This window comes from Niabella ginsenosidivorans, from assembly GCF_001654455.1.
In the GTDB taxonomy this organism is placed as follows: Bacteria; Bacteroidota; Bacteroidia; order Chitinophagales; family Chitinophagaceae; genus Niabella; species Niabella ginsenosidivorans.
Genome location: NZ_CP015772.1, coordinates 2,266,589 through 2,283,482, shown reverse-complemented (window position 1 = coordinate 2,283,482; position 16,894 = coordinate 2,266,589). Strand labels below are relative to the sequence as shown.

Sequence of the window (16,894 nt, the reverse complement as noted above, 5' to 3'; positions counted from 1 at the left end):
TGGTTTGGAATTTTCTTTAACCTGGCATAAGTAACAATGTCCTCAACAATCTTCCTTAACCTGACCAACTCGTCATTGAGATCTTTATAATCACCGTGCTCCAACGGAAGTTGATTATTTATACAGCGATTTTTTTATCTCAATAGACAAATGGGATTTTGATATCTGTTCCGAATAATGGTTTGTGTTTTTCATCACAGCAATACTGAATGTAAACGGGGGCGGTTTTCACCAGTGCGGGCTTTGTTTTTACGACAAATTACTTTAATCGGAAGGGGCATAACCTGAACAATTTTAATCGACTTTGGTAGTCTAAATTTTGGTCTACTTTTTAAAATTGTTAAGCTGTTTTAAAGGTAGTAAGGATTCTCAGAGTGTTTTGTTATGAGAATTTGAAAGTCAGCCCCTTAAAAGTAAAGTAGGGTAAAAAGCAAAAAGGATCATCATTGCTGATAATCCTTTTTTGCGGACCGGACGGGATAAGTCATCCGTCCATAATCCACTGAAAATCAGCTATGATCTTTTTGAGGTCTACTTTTAGTCTACTTCTAAGAGCTAAATTTCACAAATCTTACTGCACTTTATAACGCTTAACGTTGACGCTATAAAGTTACGCTTCTTTTAATATAGTACTCAGCATATGCAGGTAAAAGTCTTAAGAGACCACTTGCGGTAAAAAGTCGTCTGGCCTATAAGGGACAACCCAATCCCTCATTCTTTGTTTTTTATTGAAGTGGCGGGATATATTTTGCGTTAGTTCTTTATAGTTGGTCTCCTCAAAAGGACTTCCTTTGCGACGATGAAATATCTTAATCGACCGGCAGTTATCATGCTCAAATATACCATTTAGCATCACCCGGTCAGATAGCCCACATGAATGCCCCATTATCTGAACCTGGTATTCACCTTCCATTAAAAATCGTGATAGTTTACGAAGGTTGTCTGTTCTAAAATAACCAAAGGACTTCATATTGTCAAGGAACCTATTATCGTTCTTTTTCTCTAAAATTTTATAATGATCATCCATCTCATCCCCAAATCCAAAGATTAGCGGGTTTTCATCTTTATATAATTCCCCATGAATATGAATAGAATCAACCAACGGATTGTTCTCAAACTGCGGAACCAGATCCCGAATATAAAGGTCAGGGGTATACGTGTAATTGAAGTTAAGCATAAGAATATGATCACATTTATTAAGATCTGGAGAATCGGTTAGAAACTCTGATTCACTAAAAGGCGCTGCAAAAACATCATACATAAATTTATTATGGATAGGTTTCGGCAGTCCTTTCAGGTAGCTATGCAGGCTCTTTTTTATGCTTTCAATACCGCTATTCAATGTGTTTAGTTTTTTATCATAGCTACCGGCATCAGAAGATGCAATGTGTATCAGTTCATCATAATATATTTGTTCAATATCGACCCACCCCAATTTAAAACAAGAGTTTATTGCTTTTCTTAATACCGGGTTCAGGCACTGCGCATCAAACTCCTTCTGGGGCTTTTCGCCACTTGTAGAAACCAAAACGTCGTCTACAGCAAAAGCATTAAACACCGTTTCACAGCTTTCGGGACTATTAATGACGGCCTTAATGTCTTCTTTCTCGTAAAAACCGATTTTACTTTTTATCTTAAAATCGGAGCTTGAATGAATCCCATTATCCAGAGCTTCGTTTACACAGGTTCGCAAAAGATTCAATAAAAAATCCTTATAACTGGTCTTCATCCCATGCGCCAGATCGAAGCCATTCCCTATTAGTATCAGCTTATTCATATTTAAAATTTCATAACTAACTCGTAACGTTAGTCTTATAAAATTACGTTACTTTTTTCTTAAACCTTTCTAACCATGCATTTCTTACCGGTTTTATTGAGTATTAACCAGCTTGTACCACCAGACCGCCTTTATATAAAGTGCAGGAAATAGTCTCTTGGATTGGATATGATATTTCAGTAAATTTATACTGCTAATCATATTATTATTTTACCTAAAAACACTAAAAGATTATGAAGAAGGTACTTTCTATTTTCGCATTCGAACGCCCTGTAGATTACGATCACATTTCCAAATCATTTTACAAAACTCATCAACAACGGTTAGATATCCGTGAAACATGGCCGGCCAGGGCTACCCGCCGAATGTTAATAACAGATTATTGGGGCAATGCAACCATCCATTTCTTACTATTATTAGGGCTTGCAACGTTCATTACTTCATTTTTTAACAGCCAGCCAAATGTTGCTTATTTCTCAACTTCTGTATTAGCTGCTATTGTCGTAAGCATCCCTTTATTCCCGCTTCTTTATCTGCCCATTTTTAATCGCGAATTTCTCCCTAATCTGGAAACCGTAATAGCTACCTATCAAAATGAAGAACGGGCCTGGATGGCAAAATGTAAAAAAGATCAGCCTGACAACCGGACATTGCTTCTTCTTTTCTATGTATTGGACAAAGCTGGCAAGGTAAACTACCTTTCTCCTAATGATAAATGCGCCGTCCTGCTCTCCAGAATCTTTGGGGTAGCTACTAAAAGTATGCGAACCGATCTTGATCTGGTGTTCAAAAAGGAAAAACGTGAAAAACTGGACCCTCGGGGCCGTGTTGAGGTAGGCAAAAATTTTAATGAGGCCTTTACGATCTTAGAAACAATGCAGTTCTCAGAAGGCATAAGATTGTTAAAAGAATTGGAACAAAAATTCCTCCAACACTAATAATTCCACGAAAAGCATCAGAAAAGCACTTTTTAGCTAGAAACAAGTATACTTAGCCCATATTCCACTTTCCATAAAACCACTTTAGCTGATTAAATCAGTTAAAATGAAAAATAATGGAAATGGTGTGCAGTCTGCAACACCAATGCTGTTCCCCGTTGACCCAGAACAGTTCTGGCAGACATTACGCGCGTTGATACGCGAGGAAATCGGACAGTTAGAAAAACGCCCCCCACCAGCTACCAATTATAACACCTCTGGGCTGACCTACAAACCACTCTATAAAATTGGTGAGGTCTGTCAGCTATTCCAGGTTACCAAGCCTACTATTTACGACTGGATCAAACATGGAAAGCTCAAACCCTATAAGATCCGTTCAAGGGTTTACTTCCTTTGGAACGACATACAGGAATTATTACAGCCAGATGTCGCCCCACCTTAAGGGATTTACGCCAAACCTACTGACAATCAAATCTTTAATTCATAATCAAATTTCAAAAAGAGGCTTTATCCACTAATTTGAGTAAATTTGGATATACGAAATGAGCAACAGCAGCATTAGTAAAAAGGAAGTGTATCTGGTACGCTGGAAGCAACAAAAAAATCATGTCGAAATTTTCGACAATTTGGAAGTTTTTGCAGCCAGCTACCCGAGATATGACTTGTCAATACTGGCGGATGCTCTTGCTTTCGGAAAAACCGTTTTTGAAGATGAAGCAGTTTATATCGAAAAAAAAGCGATCGTATCTGCTCCTAAACCGGATTTTCCGCGTATGTTTTTTTGGGAATTTAATTACGACAGGATCGACTGGATGGCAAACGCCAGCACTGTAATACAACGGGTGCTTGAACGCGGGTCTGCCAAACACTGGGATGAACTTGTCCGCTATTATAGTAAAGACACCATTATTAACTTCCTGAAGGAACGCATCACCTTTTTGCCAGATGAGTGCATAGATGAAGCTTCTTTATTCTTTAACCTGAATAAAGAGGACATGCTATGTTACAAACGCAAACTGTCTCAGAAAATACCCTGGCTTTAATCAAACGGCTGATGGCCGATCCCCAACTTAATGATTTTTTGTTGGTAGGCGGTACGGCACTTGCACTTACAATTGGCCACCGCTTGTCGGTTGATATCGATTTATTTGCTTTTGATTCATTTGATGCAGCCTTAATCGCCAATCACCTAAAATCAGTATACTATGCAGAGGAAGTGAAACCGCGGGAAAGTAGCCTGATTTGTTTTATTGACCAGGTCAAAGTAGATCTTATTACCCATCCTTATCCTGAAGTATCTCCCCATAATCAAATAGACGGCATTAGAATAATGTCACTATCAGATATTGCTGCAATGAAACTTCACGCTATCGTTCGAAGTGGAAGCCGATTAAAAGATTTTGTAGATATCTGTTTTTTGCTGGAGAAAATGCCGTTGGCAGAAATGTATGCCGCATACGAAGAAAAATATTCTCCTCATTCCAGGGCGGCTGTGGCACGCATGGCCCTAACAGATACATCTGGGGTCAATTTAAATGATGAAATACGGTTATCCTATTTGTCATTCAATTGGGAAGCAACCAAACAGCGACTGCAAGAGGCACTCGAATTTACTCAAAAAATCTTCCCAGCCATGAAGCAAAATCGTATCCGGAACGATCCACCCGAAAAGAAAAGAGGCTTCCGCATGTAGCCCTGATTCGGGATTGTTATCGCCATTAATACCCGGCCGTCCCCTTTTTTTAATAATAAAATCACCAAAAATATGACAAGTAATAACTGGGAATACGTTAAGCAAATCGACCTGGTCGATTACCTGGCTTCCCTGGGCCATCACCCGGACAAAAAAATGAGTCGCAATCAACAGTATTGGTATCTGTCGCCGCTGCCCGGTAGAAATGAAAATACGCCATCTTTTAAGGTGGATCGGCAAAAAAATCTGTGGTATGATCATGCCATTGGCAAAGGTGGTAGTGTTATAGACCTGTGTATGCTGTATCACGGTTGCAGTGTACCGGAGGCATTGAGCAAATTAGAACAATTTCTTTCTTTTCACCGAGGCTCCTTACAGGCCTTCCCGCTTTTCAGTGCTGCGCCTTTTCCCGATGAAAAGAAAAAGATCAAGATTGTAACAACCGGACCTATACAGTCCCCTCCACTTATCAGTTATCTGGAACAGCGAAAAATACCGGTTAAAATTGCGCAGGCCTATTGCAGGGAAGTACAGTATGAGTTGGGTGATAAAAAATTTTATGCCATCGGTTTCCCCAATAGTGCTGGTGGCTATGAATTACGGAACGCCCATTTTAAGGGCAGCGCTGCACCTAAAGACATCACTTTTTTTAACAATAGTAAAAAGGATCTTTATGTATTCGAAGGATTTTTCAACTTTCTATCCTTCGCGGTAATCCGCCCTCAAACCAGTTCAGGGTTTACAAATTGCCTGGTACTTAATTCCCTTGCCTTTTTTGAAAAAAGCCGCGCCCTAATGGAGCAGCATAATAAAATATTCTTGTTTTTAGACAGGGATCTGTCCGGCAGGCAAAACACACAAAGAGCACTTTCCTGGAATCAGGAAATGGGATCGGCAAAATATACGGATGCAAGTGATCTATACAAATCCCTCGACGACCTGAATGCCTGGCTGATAGCCGGAGCCGGACAACAGGAACAACAAAGACAGACAAGAGGCCGGGGAATTTGATTCTATTCCTTTACCCAACATGAATTTTATAATCAAAAAATTTAAAAATGCAGCAATTTCAATTTAATATCCAGGCCAAGGGCGGCGCTGGCAAATCAATGCTCACTTATCTGCAAGCCTTAAAAGAGCAAAATAATGACCGGTCTTATTTTGTAGACTTTGATAGTTCTGTAAAATCCAGCCTTCAACAGCTACGATTTCTCCAGGGAAAAACGCCCTCCCGGTTTGCAACAATGAGCCTGCTGGACAGCCGGGAGAAACTGGATCGCCAGCTATTGTTTGAAAATTTATACGAACTGTCACAAAAGGATTATGACTGTTTTTACTTAGACTTTGGCGCTCCGGAGAGCGATCAACTACCATCCTTGTTTTATAAAGATTATACTATCGAAGAATTTAAAGACGTGCAGGATGAATTGAATGCTCAATTTATTTTCAATGTTGTTATTGCCGGGGGCAGCGCCTATGAACCTTGCACGCATTACCTCCAAAAAATTGTTTTACTGAATAGAGGTTTTTTTGGAGTGAACCTGTATATCAATGAAAGCAGTTTTGCGGGAACGCCGGGCCTTATTAAAGAGTTGATGGCTTTTGGGGCAGCGAAAGAAAACAATGTAAGCGCTGTTAAATTATATGGAGACTTTGATATCACCACAGCTCCGCACCGGAGCATTCTGCAGAAGATCAGCGAAGGCAAAGGAATGGAAGCTTTCCAGTTTATTGAAAAGATAAAAATGCTGAAAGAATTATCAAAAATTTGACTATGCCAGAGTCCAGGATTGATTTAAAGAAACTCCGGCTGCAGATCGCACTTAAGTATGGTGTTGAGCTAGATGAAACTGCCCTTACTATTCTTGTTGTTCTGCTCCTGGAAATGAAAGGCCAGTTTGTAGTGATGAATAAAACACAGGGGGAAATAGTAATGGAAGTGCAGCAATCAAAGAAAGCGTTACAGGTAGACCCGAATCATCCCCGGTGGCAGGCATTCTGGCACGGCATGGGCCAGTGGGGATTGGGCCTTTGCCTGGCGGTAATAGCGGCGACGCTTGTTTACTTCACTAGCCTGAACAACGATAAAAAGCAGCTGGAAACCCAGCAAGCTCTTATTTGGTACAAAGAGCATTACGAAGCAGCGCAAAAGGTAATTGACAAGTCGGGTATTGGCACCATCGAAAAGAAACCCGGAAAGCGAATTAAATAGCTAAAAGTATGTACAAAGAATTTATAAGAAAAGATTTGCTGGATAATGGGTATGGTGTGTACCGGAAAATACTGGAAATATACCGGGAGCAAATGGCGTTCCTGGAAACGCCCGCCCGCTTTCGCCGGTGGCTTGCAGGGGAACTAGACGTTCCCCTGGAGAAAATAAATCTGAGCAGCCTTAATTCTGCGCTGCAACAACAGCGGAAGAAGGATAAGGAGAAAATGCAAAGCAGAGCAATAACGGCTCAGGTGGAACCTGTAAATAATAAAGTGGAGACATTTCCTTTTTCAAAACCCAGTTCAGCCGACAAAAAACAGCCAAGGATCAATGAACTATAAAATGCCCATAGATAGGCGTAGTTCAATTTCCTTTCACAGTATATAAGCGTTGATGCACCAGCAATAAGTCTGAATAGGCTTCAACACATTTAATTAAGATCATTCGCGTTTAATCCTACGGATCTAAGCCTGTTTGATCCAATTATGAATAATGATTTTTCGGGAGCCAGCTATGTTCTCGTGGGCTCGTAACCTCGCCCACTTCGAACAGCTGGCCCATTCATGCCGCTTTGGGGCAGTATTCATGGGGGCGCAAGGCGCGGTTATCACCTTCTAAAATTAATATTATATGAATACACCAAATGAAAAAAACAAAGGCGGTAGGCCAAAGAAATCAGTTAAACGCAGCTATCGTTTGCGGGTGGCTTGTACCGCACTGGAGCGGGAAATAATTGAAGCAAAAGCCAAACAAGTACAGCTCACTGTTTCAGAATTTTTACGGGAGGCGGCTTTTAACAGTCATATTGAAACCCGGCAGAAAACGTTGCCCGCAGCCGTTTTGGAGTTCACCGGGCAGTTGAATCACCTGGCAGCTAATGTTAATTCACTGGCCTATAAAAACAACGCCGCCCAGGCATTTAACGCTTTTGAGCGCACAGAATTAAGGCAACTGGCTGAACAACTAAAGGAGTTGGCAGAGGCAATTAAAAACAGATTGAGATGATCGGTAAGGTTATTACTGGAAAAGGTTTTAGTGGGTGTATCGGCTATTGCCTTGAAGACAAAAAAATGAAGGAAGATCCAGATCAGACCATTATAGAAAACCGGGCAGAGATTTTACTCTTCAATAAATGTTTTGGCAACAGGAAAGAACTGGCGCAGCAGTTCCGCGAAGTGCGGAAATTGAACCCAAAGCAATCCAAACCAGTTTTCCATTTAGTCTTGAGTATGGCACCCGGAGAGCATTTGTCAAGGTCACAACTCATCCAGATTGCCCAGGATTGTGCAAAGGAATTTGGTTTTGCTGACAACCAATTTATAGCAGTAGAACATAAGGACACCCAGCACCAGCATATTCATATTGTGGCCAACCGGATTGGTTATAGCGGCAAAACCAATGTGTCGGACAGCAATAGCTATAAGCGCATGACGGAGTTCTGCCGGAAAATGGAAAAGAAGTTTCAGCTACAGCCGGTATTAAGCCCCCGGCGTTTTTTACCAAAAGACCAGCAATTACTACCCAGGAATGACCAGCGAAGGGATCATATTAAAGTCCGTTTACGCCAAATATTGCGTTCATCAAAAACTATGGAAAGCTTTCAGCAGAAAGTAAGGGAGCAAGGTTTTGAAATTATTAAAGGCCGGGGTATTTCTTTTATTGATAAAGAGGGCGTTAAAATAAAAGGCAGCGATATGGGGCTTTCTTTAAACACCATTGAGAAAATATTGCAGAAAAACCAAACTCAATACATCACTCAGGGCCGGCCAGAAGGAAGGAAAGAAAGCCCGGAAAACGGGCGCTCAAATATCTGGCGACTTACCGTGCCTTTTGCACCATACAAGAGAAATCCGCGGGAAAGCGATTTTATTAGCGCATTTATACAATCAGTAAAACAAGCGGCAGAAAATGCCGCCGATCTGGTAGCCGATTTATATAAAGTACAGTATCCATCACCAGAGGACTATGCTACATCACAAATAGAGCGGGAATACTACCGGAACATTAGAAAAAAGAAAAAAAGAGGCTACCGGCTATAGGCCTATTGCATTATAAAACAAGCCCAAGGGGCTTCAATCTGAAGCCAGGAAAATACAGAAAGCAACGAGCCATTGATGAAGATTCATATTATACTGAGAGTGTGTGCGAAGAATAACAGCACTATTCTTCGCGTTTTTTGCGTATAAAAATTGCTAATGCGGAAAATATTTGATATATTCGTTGCACAAAATGCGTAGAATGTATATCTATCAATTGACCCAATGGCCTCATTTTCAATGGAACACGGGAGAAATAGCTTCCGTGCTGGCAGGCGTACGCCATCAACAGGGCCGGCTACTGGGACGAATGGAAAACCTGGGGTTTACCCTGCGGGAGGAAGCTACCTTGCAAACCCTTACATTAGATGTGCTCAAATCCAGTGAAATAGAGGGTGAAGTATTAGATGCCGAACAGGTGCGCTCTTCTGTAGCCCGACGTTTGGGGATGGATATTGCCGGTTTAATTCCTGCCGATCGTAACGTGGAGGGCGTTGTGGAAATGATGCTGGATGCTACCCAGCAATATCAGGAGTTACTTACTGAAGACCGGCTTTTTGGCTGGCAGGCCTCTTTGTTCCCGGCAGGGCGCAGTGGTATGCACCGGATCGTAACCGGCCAATGGCGGGATAACCTGCCTGATGATCCCATGCAGGTTGTATCCGGCCCTATGGGGCGGGAGACGGTGCATTTCCAGGCACCGGATGCAGACCAGGTTCCGGCTGAAATGAGAGCATTCCTGGATTGGTTTAATGCTCCGGATAAAACAGACCCGGTATTAAGGGCAGCTATTGCCCATTTGTGGTTTGTGACGATACACCCGTTTGACGATGGTAATGGCCGTATAGCCCGGGCCATAACGGATATGCAGCTGGCCCGTGCAGATGAAACGCGGCAGCGATTTTACAGCATGTCTACCCAAATCCGGGCTGAACGTAAAGCCTATTATGATATACTGGAGGCAACCCAAAAAGGCCGGATGGATATAACCCCATGGATCCATTGGTTCCTGGGCTGCCTGGAACGATCCATAGAGGCCGCAGGCACTACGTTAGCCGGGGTAATGAAGAAGGCTGCCTTTTGGAAACAGCCGGCCACGCACACTTTAAATGACCGGCAAAAGCTGATGCTAAATAAATTGCTGGATGGGTTTACTGGTAAGCTCACCTCCTCCAAATGGGCAAAGATTGCCAAAACCTCCCAAGACACAGCTATACGGGATATCCAGGACCTGATAAACCGGCAACTGTTGGTGAAAGAGCCGGCAGGTGGCAGAAGCACCAGCTACCTGTTAAATGATGCTTTGTTTTAAAAGAATCGTTTTTTGTTCAAGTGGTGGAATCAAAAGTTTTAACGGCCTGTGTATAACTTGCACTATCCGTTTTTAAAAAACTAAGTATTTTAGCAGTGCTATTGTTTTCAATTGGTTAGCTTGCGGTATTTAAAAGTTCTCTAAATGTGAACTTTTGAATAAAAAAACGTAATTTTGCTATGAAAGTCCACCTGATAAGAAAAGAAACCATAGAAGATTTTGTAAGACACAATGCCCAAAGCAGGGCCTCATTTGCAGAATGGCTTATAAAAGTAAAGTATGGAGATTGGGACAATCCGGCGGATATTTCAGCCACATTTCCCAGTGCTGATTTGCTGGGCAATGGCAGCAACAGAGTGGTATTTGATATTGGTGGTAATAAATACAGGATGATTGGCAAATATGCGTTTGGAGATAAACAAATGCATTTATTCATTTGCTGGATTGGTACACATGCACAGTATGATAAGTTATGTGCAAATGATGAACAATACACAAGAAGCGATTATTAAAGAAAAGAAATTATGGCAGCATTAAAATATAAGGTAATTACTAGTAAAGCCCAGTACCGGGATTATTGTAACGCATTGGAGCAATTGTTGTTTTCCGGCAATAAAGATAGGGATACAAAAGATGAAATTGCATTGCTTACCCTGCTTATTGAAAAATGGGATGAGGTGCATAATACTTTTGAAGAGTTAGACCCTATACAACTTTTGCAATCTCTTATGAAAGAACATGATCTTAAGGCCAAAGACCTGGTGCCCGTTTTAAATATAAGCAAAGGATATATTTCGGATATTTTGAACTATAAGAAAGGGCTTTCAAAAGAAGTGATCCGTAAGCTGGCCATCCATTTTAAAATTTCACAGGAGGCGTTTAACCGTCCCTATAAATTAACGGTGCCGGAAAATGCACATTTAAGAAATGCAAGTGTAATGAACACTAAGAAAGAATTGGAAGTTGCATAGCAACTCTTTTGAGATATAAATAGTGCCGATACAAACCAAACCCAAAATGAAGAAAGTAAAAGTAACTGCTGAATTGATATTGGCTTGTTCTCACTGCGGTAATAAAGCGGGTCATTTTTTGCTTTGTGAAGCGGAGTCAACATCAACAGGATATAATACTGTCAATCCATTTGAAACAATTGAGATTGAATGCTCTTATTATTTAACAAGATATAAAACCTGTGGCGGTATTTCTCTTTTCTATGACACCGAATTTGATGAACATCCAGGATATATTACTGAAGCAACACTGTGCTATCCAGTAATAAGAACATTGACCGATCATATTCCTATACAGATACAACAAACATATAATGAAGCTTTAAAAGTTGAGAAGGTATCGTTTACAGCCTTTTCTCTATTAATTAGAAAGTCGCTGGAATTATTATGTAAGGATCAGAAGGCCGCTGGTAGAAATCTAAAGGAGCAGATAACCGATTTAGCAACAAAAAATATCATCCCGGCCAACTTGGCAAAAATGGCGGATGCGCTGAGAACATTAGGCAACATAGGAGCACATGATGTGAGTTATCAAATAGATATCGAAGAGGTTAGAGCTATGAAAGACTTCTTAATTGCAATGCTGGAATATGTTTACGTTGCTCCATCAAAAATTGAAGCATTGAAAAAATCCATTGATCGAAAAATGCAGGTAAAATAAATGTATACTACTTTCAGATTCACAATCATTTTTTGTATTTTACAATGACAACAGTAACCAAGAAAATAACGACCAATTCCAGAGTAATAAAGGATCTCCTTACTAACTATAGCGATACTTTCGCGGCTCTGAAAGAGCTCATCAATAATTCACTTCAAGCCAATGCAAAAAATGTATATATAGAAATAGATTATACAGATGATGTGTTTACTAAATCTGGCATTAAGCAAATAATAGTATCCGATGATGGACATGGAGTTTCTTATTCAGATTTTGACAATAAAATATTGGAGATTGGGACAACAGCAAAACAAAGTGGACAAGGAATTGGCAGATTTAGTTCTTTTCAGATTGGGGAATTAATGCATATTGAAACGATTGCTTATGATGAAAAGAAAAAACAATTTTCAAAAACCACTTTCGGTATAGACACCACAGACTTTAGAGATGCTCAGTTGGAGCAAACTGAATTTAAAGTGGACTACGAATATTTAGAACAGCCAGCCAATACTTATTACAAAGTAACCATACAAAATCTTCATCATAATATTAAACCCAAACCGGCAAGACGAAATTTAATAACCCAAAATTTCTTGCTTCAAAATATTCGACAATCAATTTTTGAAAATTATCCTTATGAAATTTTCCATAGCAAAGTAAAGTTTCATGTAAACGGAGAAGCAGTAAAACGGGATGAGTTTTTAATTGATTTGCCTATAAAAAAAGTTATACCTCACACCGACAAAAAAGGCAGAAGTCATGAGATAAAACTTTACTTCTACAATATAAAATCTTCATTAAATAAAGTAAAAGTGTTTTTTCAGATAGACAATGCCGGAATTAAAAGTGTAGCTCATGAATATACTTACTCTTCCGACTGGTATACCCCTGATTTGGGTACCTGGTTTGTCTATATCGAATCCGACTTTTTCAATAGTGATTTATTTAGAAATTTAGATATTGAATCTTTGGGTGAAGAAGAAGTTAAGGGTGTAAAAGAAAATATCAAAAATACCATTAACGATTTTTTTAAATCTCGAAACAAAAAGTTTGAGAAATTCCTAATCGAACTAGAGAAAGACAAGTATTACCCATACAAAGAAGAGGCTCCGGCCTCTAAAGCTCAGGAAATCATATTTAAAAAGGCTGCGTACTTAATCGAAGAGGAACATGCTTTAATTCGGAAAAATGATTCTATCCGAACTTTTCTTTACCCGCTTTTAGATAGATCGATATTAAACGGAGACATAGAATATATTTTTCGGAAAATCCTAAAAATGTCGGATGACAATGTTCAAAAATTCAGAACACTTTTGGATAAGACGGACATTGAAGATGTTGTTCATTTTGCAAATCTCGTTGCAAACAAATTGGAGTTTCTTTATTTTCTTCATGAACTTACTTATGGGGAGATTTCTAAATGCTTGAAGGAACGCAGCCAACTACATAAAATAGTTGAAAATGAGTTGTGGGTATTTGGCGAAAACTATAACGGGACACCACACCTTTGGTCTGATAAAAAAATAGGTAATATTTTGAAGGAACTAAGAGATAAGCATTTCAACTATGAGCCTACTGAAGAAGACGAAAACTTGATAAACGATGAAGGAACACCTGACGATATTACTGATTTGTTTTTTATGAATGAAAAGGTAAACGACGCTGATGAGAGAGAAATTATGATTGTGGAATTGAAAGCTCCCAAATGCGCAATAAGTGAAAAGGAACTTAATCAAATTGACAGATATGCCTTTACTATTGAACAGCATTCTGGTTTGCCTGCCAATAAGGTCAAATATAAGCTACTGCTAATATCTTCTAAGCTGACAAAATTTGCCAAATCTAAAGTCAAATCGAGAAGATCCAATTCTCCTGATCAGCCATTTTTATATGATAAAAAGAGTGAAAAAAATATTGAAGTTTATGTAATGGAGTGGGCAGAGCTGATTGAGCAGAACAAACGAAAACTAGGCTACTTGTCAAATCAGCTAAAAATAAAGGACAAGACCGTAAATGAGAAATTTGAGACTGAATATTCTGAATTAATTACAGAGAAAACATCTGCTCAATTACGATTTGTAAAATAATGCTGATGATAAATATCATACTCCCCTTCATTTCGTAGAAAGAAATATCAAACTGCAATTACGACAAAGATTTTTAGTACTTAGAAAATAGATTTTAAAGCTTACTCCTCATAAAATCAATAACAATATGGAATCCGCAGCGGCAGATATTATCAAGTTCTCAATAGGGACGTTTTTAGTTATTGGAGGCTGGGCAGCAGCACATTATTTTACTAATAGAAGAGATCGGATCGCTAAACGCAGAGATATATCCCTTGATCATCTGATAAAAGCTTACCGCGTATTAGCTGAGGAAATCTCACATCGCGAGAATGTAGAAAATAGGCAGCTGGAGTCCATTATTACCGATATACAGCTTTTCGGATCTGAGGAACAAATAATGTTGGCACATCAACTAGCCAAAGATGCAGCTCAAAACAGGCATTTTGAACTAGATCCCTTAATTAATAGCTTAAGGAAGGACTTGCGTAAGAAACTAGGACTTTCGGATATTAAGGGGAATGTTATTTGGCTTCGTTTCCAGAACTCATCCATAAATACTCAAAAAAAATAAGTTTGGGTTCCCACTATTTTAAAATGTCGTTTGCGTAATTACAAAATTAAGCCGTATTCATTCGAAGTCCTTAAATAAAAAAAATCTATGCCAAGAAGTAGAACAAGGAAGAAAAAACGTATTTCAACTAAAACCAAATCTTCCCACAACCAAACTTCGGCAAAAAACATAGCCCCTGGCGTAGCTCCCGATCCGATCAAAATGAAATATTTTGAAGCTTCGTTTAACGAAGGAGCTACTGAAACGACGTTTGAAGACCGATTGGCAGTTATTAAAGAAATTGGGCGCAAGGCTACAGTAGAGTTTCCTGCGAAATTTAAAGCCATTCAAAACTGGTTCAAAAATTATGATCAGTTGCAGTTACTCTCTTTCTCTATGTATTATTTTATGACGTCATTTTCAGGATACGATGAGGAAGCGGTTACCGGTACTTTAGACTTTCCACCCTATTATCAAGAACTTCTTCAGGCATTTTCTCTAACGCTCCCCAGGACGTATTACCAGCAACCATTTTCGAGTGAGGTAGAAAAGTTCAAAAGTGACATTAAAACTGCTTGTGAGCTCAATAAATATAAATACTATGCCTTTTTTGAGAATGTTGAAAACCCTGATGAAATTCCATTCCATTTGTTGCGAATGGAAATGATGATTAATACCACTGCTGTCAGAAATTGGTCCTATAAACATAAAATGGAATCTGTTACATTGGACTTAGCTCATGCAATTCGAGATTCCTTTATCGATCATCACGGCTTTGATCCAGTTGTTTTTCTAAAATTGATATATAAAATGGCTGACGTGGTTGAAGAACGGATAAATGTCCATATGCGAAAAACTGCTGAAGTTATAAACCAGAAGAATTATATAAAAATGATGGAGGCCTATGAATGTCAGTTTCCAGTTGGCAAAACAACTCCAGAACAGCGTGAGGAAATTTGGAAAAAATTTGGTAAAAAGCTACAACAGCTTAAAGGAATGTTTTTAATGCATTCGGATATTTATCTTGATGAGATTTTCACATTTGATTTTAAAACACTGGAGGATTATTCAAATGGCTTAATAGCGTCGGAAAAGTTAAAGTATATTTTCGGAGAAATCAGCCTACAATTTGGCCAATTGGCAGATCATAATGAGGAATATTTTTTACTTAACAACCCCGTTCATGAAAAGCCATTTATTTTAATTGATAGCAATAGTGTCTTTAGCTCTTTATGGACTATTATGACTCATTTAAGTATTAGTTTACTAGAAAATTTCTGTGCCGGAGATGAGCAATTAAGAAAAAAACACAATGACAGCAGAGCTTTTTACCTTGAAGAACAGGTGGCTCTTCTTTTTAAAGAATCTTTCCCAATGGCACAAATATTTCGGGGAAGTAAATGGAAGGGGGATGATGGGAAAGAGTATGAAAACGATCTACTGGTAATTGTAGATAAGTTTGCGCTTGTAGTGGAAGCTAAGGCCGGATTAGTAAGTGCGCCGGCAAAACGAGGTGCGCCAGAACGTTTATTTAAGACCTTACAGGAACTCATTGAAGAGCCCTCAGAACAGGCATTGCGATTTATAGAATTTTTGAAGGATAACCCAGCCGAGTTATCATTGAAAGTCAAAAAAGGCCCTAATAACAAGTTCAATGCTTCTTCACTTAAGTATTTTATACCTCTTGGAGTAACTTTATCCCATCTGGGTATGCTAAGCAGCAATCTTAAACAGTTAATTAGAGCCGGGGTAACAGATAAGCCTATTGAAAAACTGGCTCCGTCCATAAGCCTGACGGATCTTCAGGTGGTGTTTGATTTGTTGCCGTTGGCAGCAGAGAAAATTCATTATTTGCAGCGTAGACGCGAGATGGAAGCTAGTGTTGAATATATTGGCGACGAATTGGATCTTTTGGCATGGTACCTCGATGATGGCTTTAACTTAGGTAGCGATATGAAAAAATACGACTTCTTTAAAATGGATTTGAAGGCGAAAGAGCTCGATAATTACATTATTGGTGCCGCGAATAAGGAACCCGTAGTTAAACCCCAGTTATTGAAAACCCAGTGGTGGAAGGATATATTATACCGGCTGGAAGAGAAAAAACCTCAACCCTGGCTTGAGGTATCATACATTTTGCTTAATGCATCTATCGATATTCAAAAGCAATTCGAAATATTTATCAACGAAATGAAGAATAAAATGCTAAAAGGAATTGCAGAACACCCGCATAACTGGATTTTGCTCGAAACCGCTGAAGAGGATAGGCAATTTGTTATTGCTGGTTACGGGTATCATAATCATTTACGTAAAGACCGTGACGATATTATTTACGATATTCTTGATGATAAAAAGGCAAATGATGCAAAAGGCGTAGTAGTAATCGGGATGAATGTGGATAAAAATCATTATCCATATAGCATACTTGGTTGTAGACTAGCTCCAGAATTGTTTGATAATAGACACCTTGCCATGTTAAAACCTGGTGCGAATCAGGAACCTGAAAATTTAGAAAAGGGGCCTAAATTTACTTGAAATGGGTCTTATAGTTTTTTAGGTAGTGTTTAGTTCTTTGTGTAAATAAATATTAAGTAACTGTATTCGAGAGTTAACCCCCGGGCAGGTGAAGCGAAGTG

At 39.2% G+C, this 16,894-nt stretch carries 18 protein-coding genes; 17 read left to right on the top strand and 1 reads right to left on the bottom strand.

Features of this window, described 5'->3' with window-relative positions; genetic code table 11:
* Nucleotides 1-655: 655 nt before the first annotated feature.
* Nucleotides 656-1,777 (bottom strand): AbiH family protein, encoded by a 1,122-nt coding sequence (locus A8C56_RS23875; RefSeq protein ID WP_071609331.1) that lies wholly within the window; start codon nucleotides 1,775-1,777, stop codon nucleotides 656-658.
* Between the two features lie 233 nt (nucleotides 1,778-2,010).
* On the opposite strand from A8C56_RS23875, the gene A8C56_RS09585 reads away from it, so the two are divergent.
* The 17 genes from A8C56_RS09585 to A8C56_RS09505 all read left to right on the top strand — a co-directional run bounded on the left by A8C56_RS09585 (nucleotide 2,011) and on the right by A8C56_RS09505 (nucleotide 16,793).
* A complete protein-coding gene (locus tag A8C56_RS09585; RefSeq protein ID WP_157097936.1) occupies nucleotides 2,011-2,715 on the top strand; it encodes a hypothetical protein in 705 nt (234 codons plus the stop codon).
* Nucleotides 2,716-2,821: 106 nt separating this feature from the next.
* Nucleotides 2,822-3,157 carry a helix-turn-helix domain-containing protein gene (locus A8C56_RS09580; protein WP_067755041.1) on the top strand — a complete coding sequence of 112 codons (336 nt, stop codon included), beginning with the start codon at nucleotides 2,822-2,824 and terminating at the stop codon, nucleotides 3,155-3,157.
* A 100-nt stretch (nucleotides 3,158-3,257) separates the two neighbouring features.
* Complete coding sequence (locus A8C56_RS24105) at nucleotides 3,258-3,758, top strand: DUF6922 domain-containing protein (RefSeq protein ID WP_084490137.1); 501 nt, start codon at nucleotides 3,258-3,260, stop codon at nucleotides 3,756-3,758.
* A complete protein-coding gene (locus tag A8C56_RS09570) occupies nucleotides 3,716-4,408 on the top strand; it encodes a nucleotidyl transferase AbiEii/AbiGii toxin family protein (RefSeq protein WP_067755039.1) in 693 nt (230 codons plus the stop codon). The genes A8C56_RS24105 and A8C56_RS09570 overlap by 43 nt, the downstream gene beginning before the upstream one ends.
* Nucleotides 4,409-4,480: 72 nt before the next feature.
* Nucleotides 4,481-5,419 carry a toprim domain-containing protein gene (locus A8C56_RS09565; RefSeq protein WP_067755037.1) on the top strand — a complete coding sequence of 313 codons (939 nt, stop codon included), beginning with the start codon at nucleotides 4,481-4,483 and terminating at the stop codon, nucleotides 5,417-5,419.
* Between the two features lie 47 nt (nucleotides 5,420-5,466).
* A complete protein-coding gene (locus tag A8C56_RS09560; protein ID WP_067755034.1) occupies nucleotides 5,467-6,180 on the top strand; it encodes a P-loop NTPase family protein in 714 nt (237 codons plus the stop codon).
* 2 nt (nucleotides 6,181-6,182) lie between these two features.
* On the top strand, nucleotides 6,183-6,620 hold the full coding sequence (locus A8C56_RS09555) for a hypothetical protein (RefSeq protein ID WP_067755031.1): 438 nt from the start codon (nucleotides 6,183-6,185) through the stop codon (nucleotides 6,618-6,620).
* Nucleotides 6,621-6,628: 8 nt separating this feature from the next.
* Entirely contained in the window at nucleotides 6,629-6,961 is a 333-nt protein-coding gene (locus A8C56_RS09550) for a hypothetical protein (RefSeq protein WP_067755028.1), read from the top strand.
* A gap of 289 nt (nucleotides 6,962-7,250) precedes the next feature.
* On the top strand, nucleotides 7,251-7,625 hold the full coding sequence (locus A8C56_RS09545; RefSeq protein WP_067755026.1) for a plasmid mobilization protein: 375 nt from the start codon (nucleotides 7,251-7,253) through the stop codon (nucleotides 7,623-7,625).
* A gap of 65 nt (nucleotides 7,626-7,690) precedes the next feature.
* The gene (locus A8C56_RS09540) at nucleotides 7,691-8,659 is read left to right on the top strand and encodes a relaxase/mobilization nuclease domain-containing protein (RefSeq protein WP_245645821.1); all 969 of its coding nucleotides are present in this window, start codon (nucleotides 7,691-7,693) and stop codon (nucleotides 8,657-8,659) included.
* Nucleotides 8,660-8,858: 199 nt separating this feature from the next.
* Nucleotides 8,859-9,968: a Fic family protein gene (locus A8C56_RS09535; protein ID WP_067755021.1), complete on the top strand. Its 1,110-nt coding sequence runs from the start codon at nucleotides 8,859-8,861 to the stop codon at nucleotides 9,966-9,968.
* A 179-nt stretch (nucleotides 9,969-10,147) separates the two neighbouring features.
* Nucleotides 10,148-10,480, top strand: a complete 333-nt coding sequence (locus A8C56_RS09530; protein WP_067755017.1) for a type II toxin-antitoxin system HigB family toxin — start codon at nucleotides 10,148-10,150, stop codon at nucleotides 10,478-10,480.
* A gap of 12 nt (nucleotides 10,481-10,492) precedes the next feature.
* On the top strand, nucleotides 10,493-10,939 hold the full coding sequence (locus A8C56_RS09525) for a helix-turn-helix domain-containing protein (RefSeq protein ID WP_067755014.1): 447 nt from the start codon (nucleotides 10,493-10,495) through the stop codon (nucleotides 10,937-10,939).
* A 46-nt stretch (nucleotides 10,940-10,985) separates the two neighbouring features.
* Nucleotides 10,986-11,639, top strand: a complete 654-nt coding sequence (locus tag A8C56_RS09520) for a DUF4145 domain-containing protein (protein WP_067755012.1) — start codon at nucleotides 10,986-10,988, stop codon at nucleotides 11,637-11,639.
* A gap of 44 nt (nucleotides 11,640-11,683) precedes the next feature.
* Nucleotides 11,684-13,726, top strand: coding sequence for an ATP-binding protein (locus A8C56_RS09515; RefSeq protein WP_067755009.1), 2,043 nt, complete (start codon nucleotides 11,684-11,686; stop codon nucleotides 13,724-13,726).
* A gap of 127 nt (nucleotides 13,727-13,853) precedes the next feature.
* The gene (locus A8C56_RS09510; protein WP_067755007.1) at nucleotides 13,854-14,279 is read left to right on the top strand and encodes a hypothetical protein; all 426 of its coding nucleotides are present in this window, start codon (nucleotides 13,854-13,856) and stop codon (nucleotides 14,277-14,279) included.
* A gap of 87 nt (nucleotides 14,280-14,366) precedes the next feature.
* The gene (locus tag A8C56_RS09505) at nucleotides 14,367-16,793 is read left to right on the top strand and encodes a hypothetical protein (RefSeq protein ID WP_067755005.1); all 2,427 of its coding nucleotides are present in this window, start codon (nucleotides 14,367-14,369) and stop codon (nucleotides 16,791-16,793) included.
* Nucleotides 16,794-16,894 lie beyond the last annotated feature (101 nt).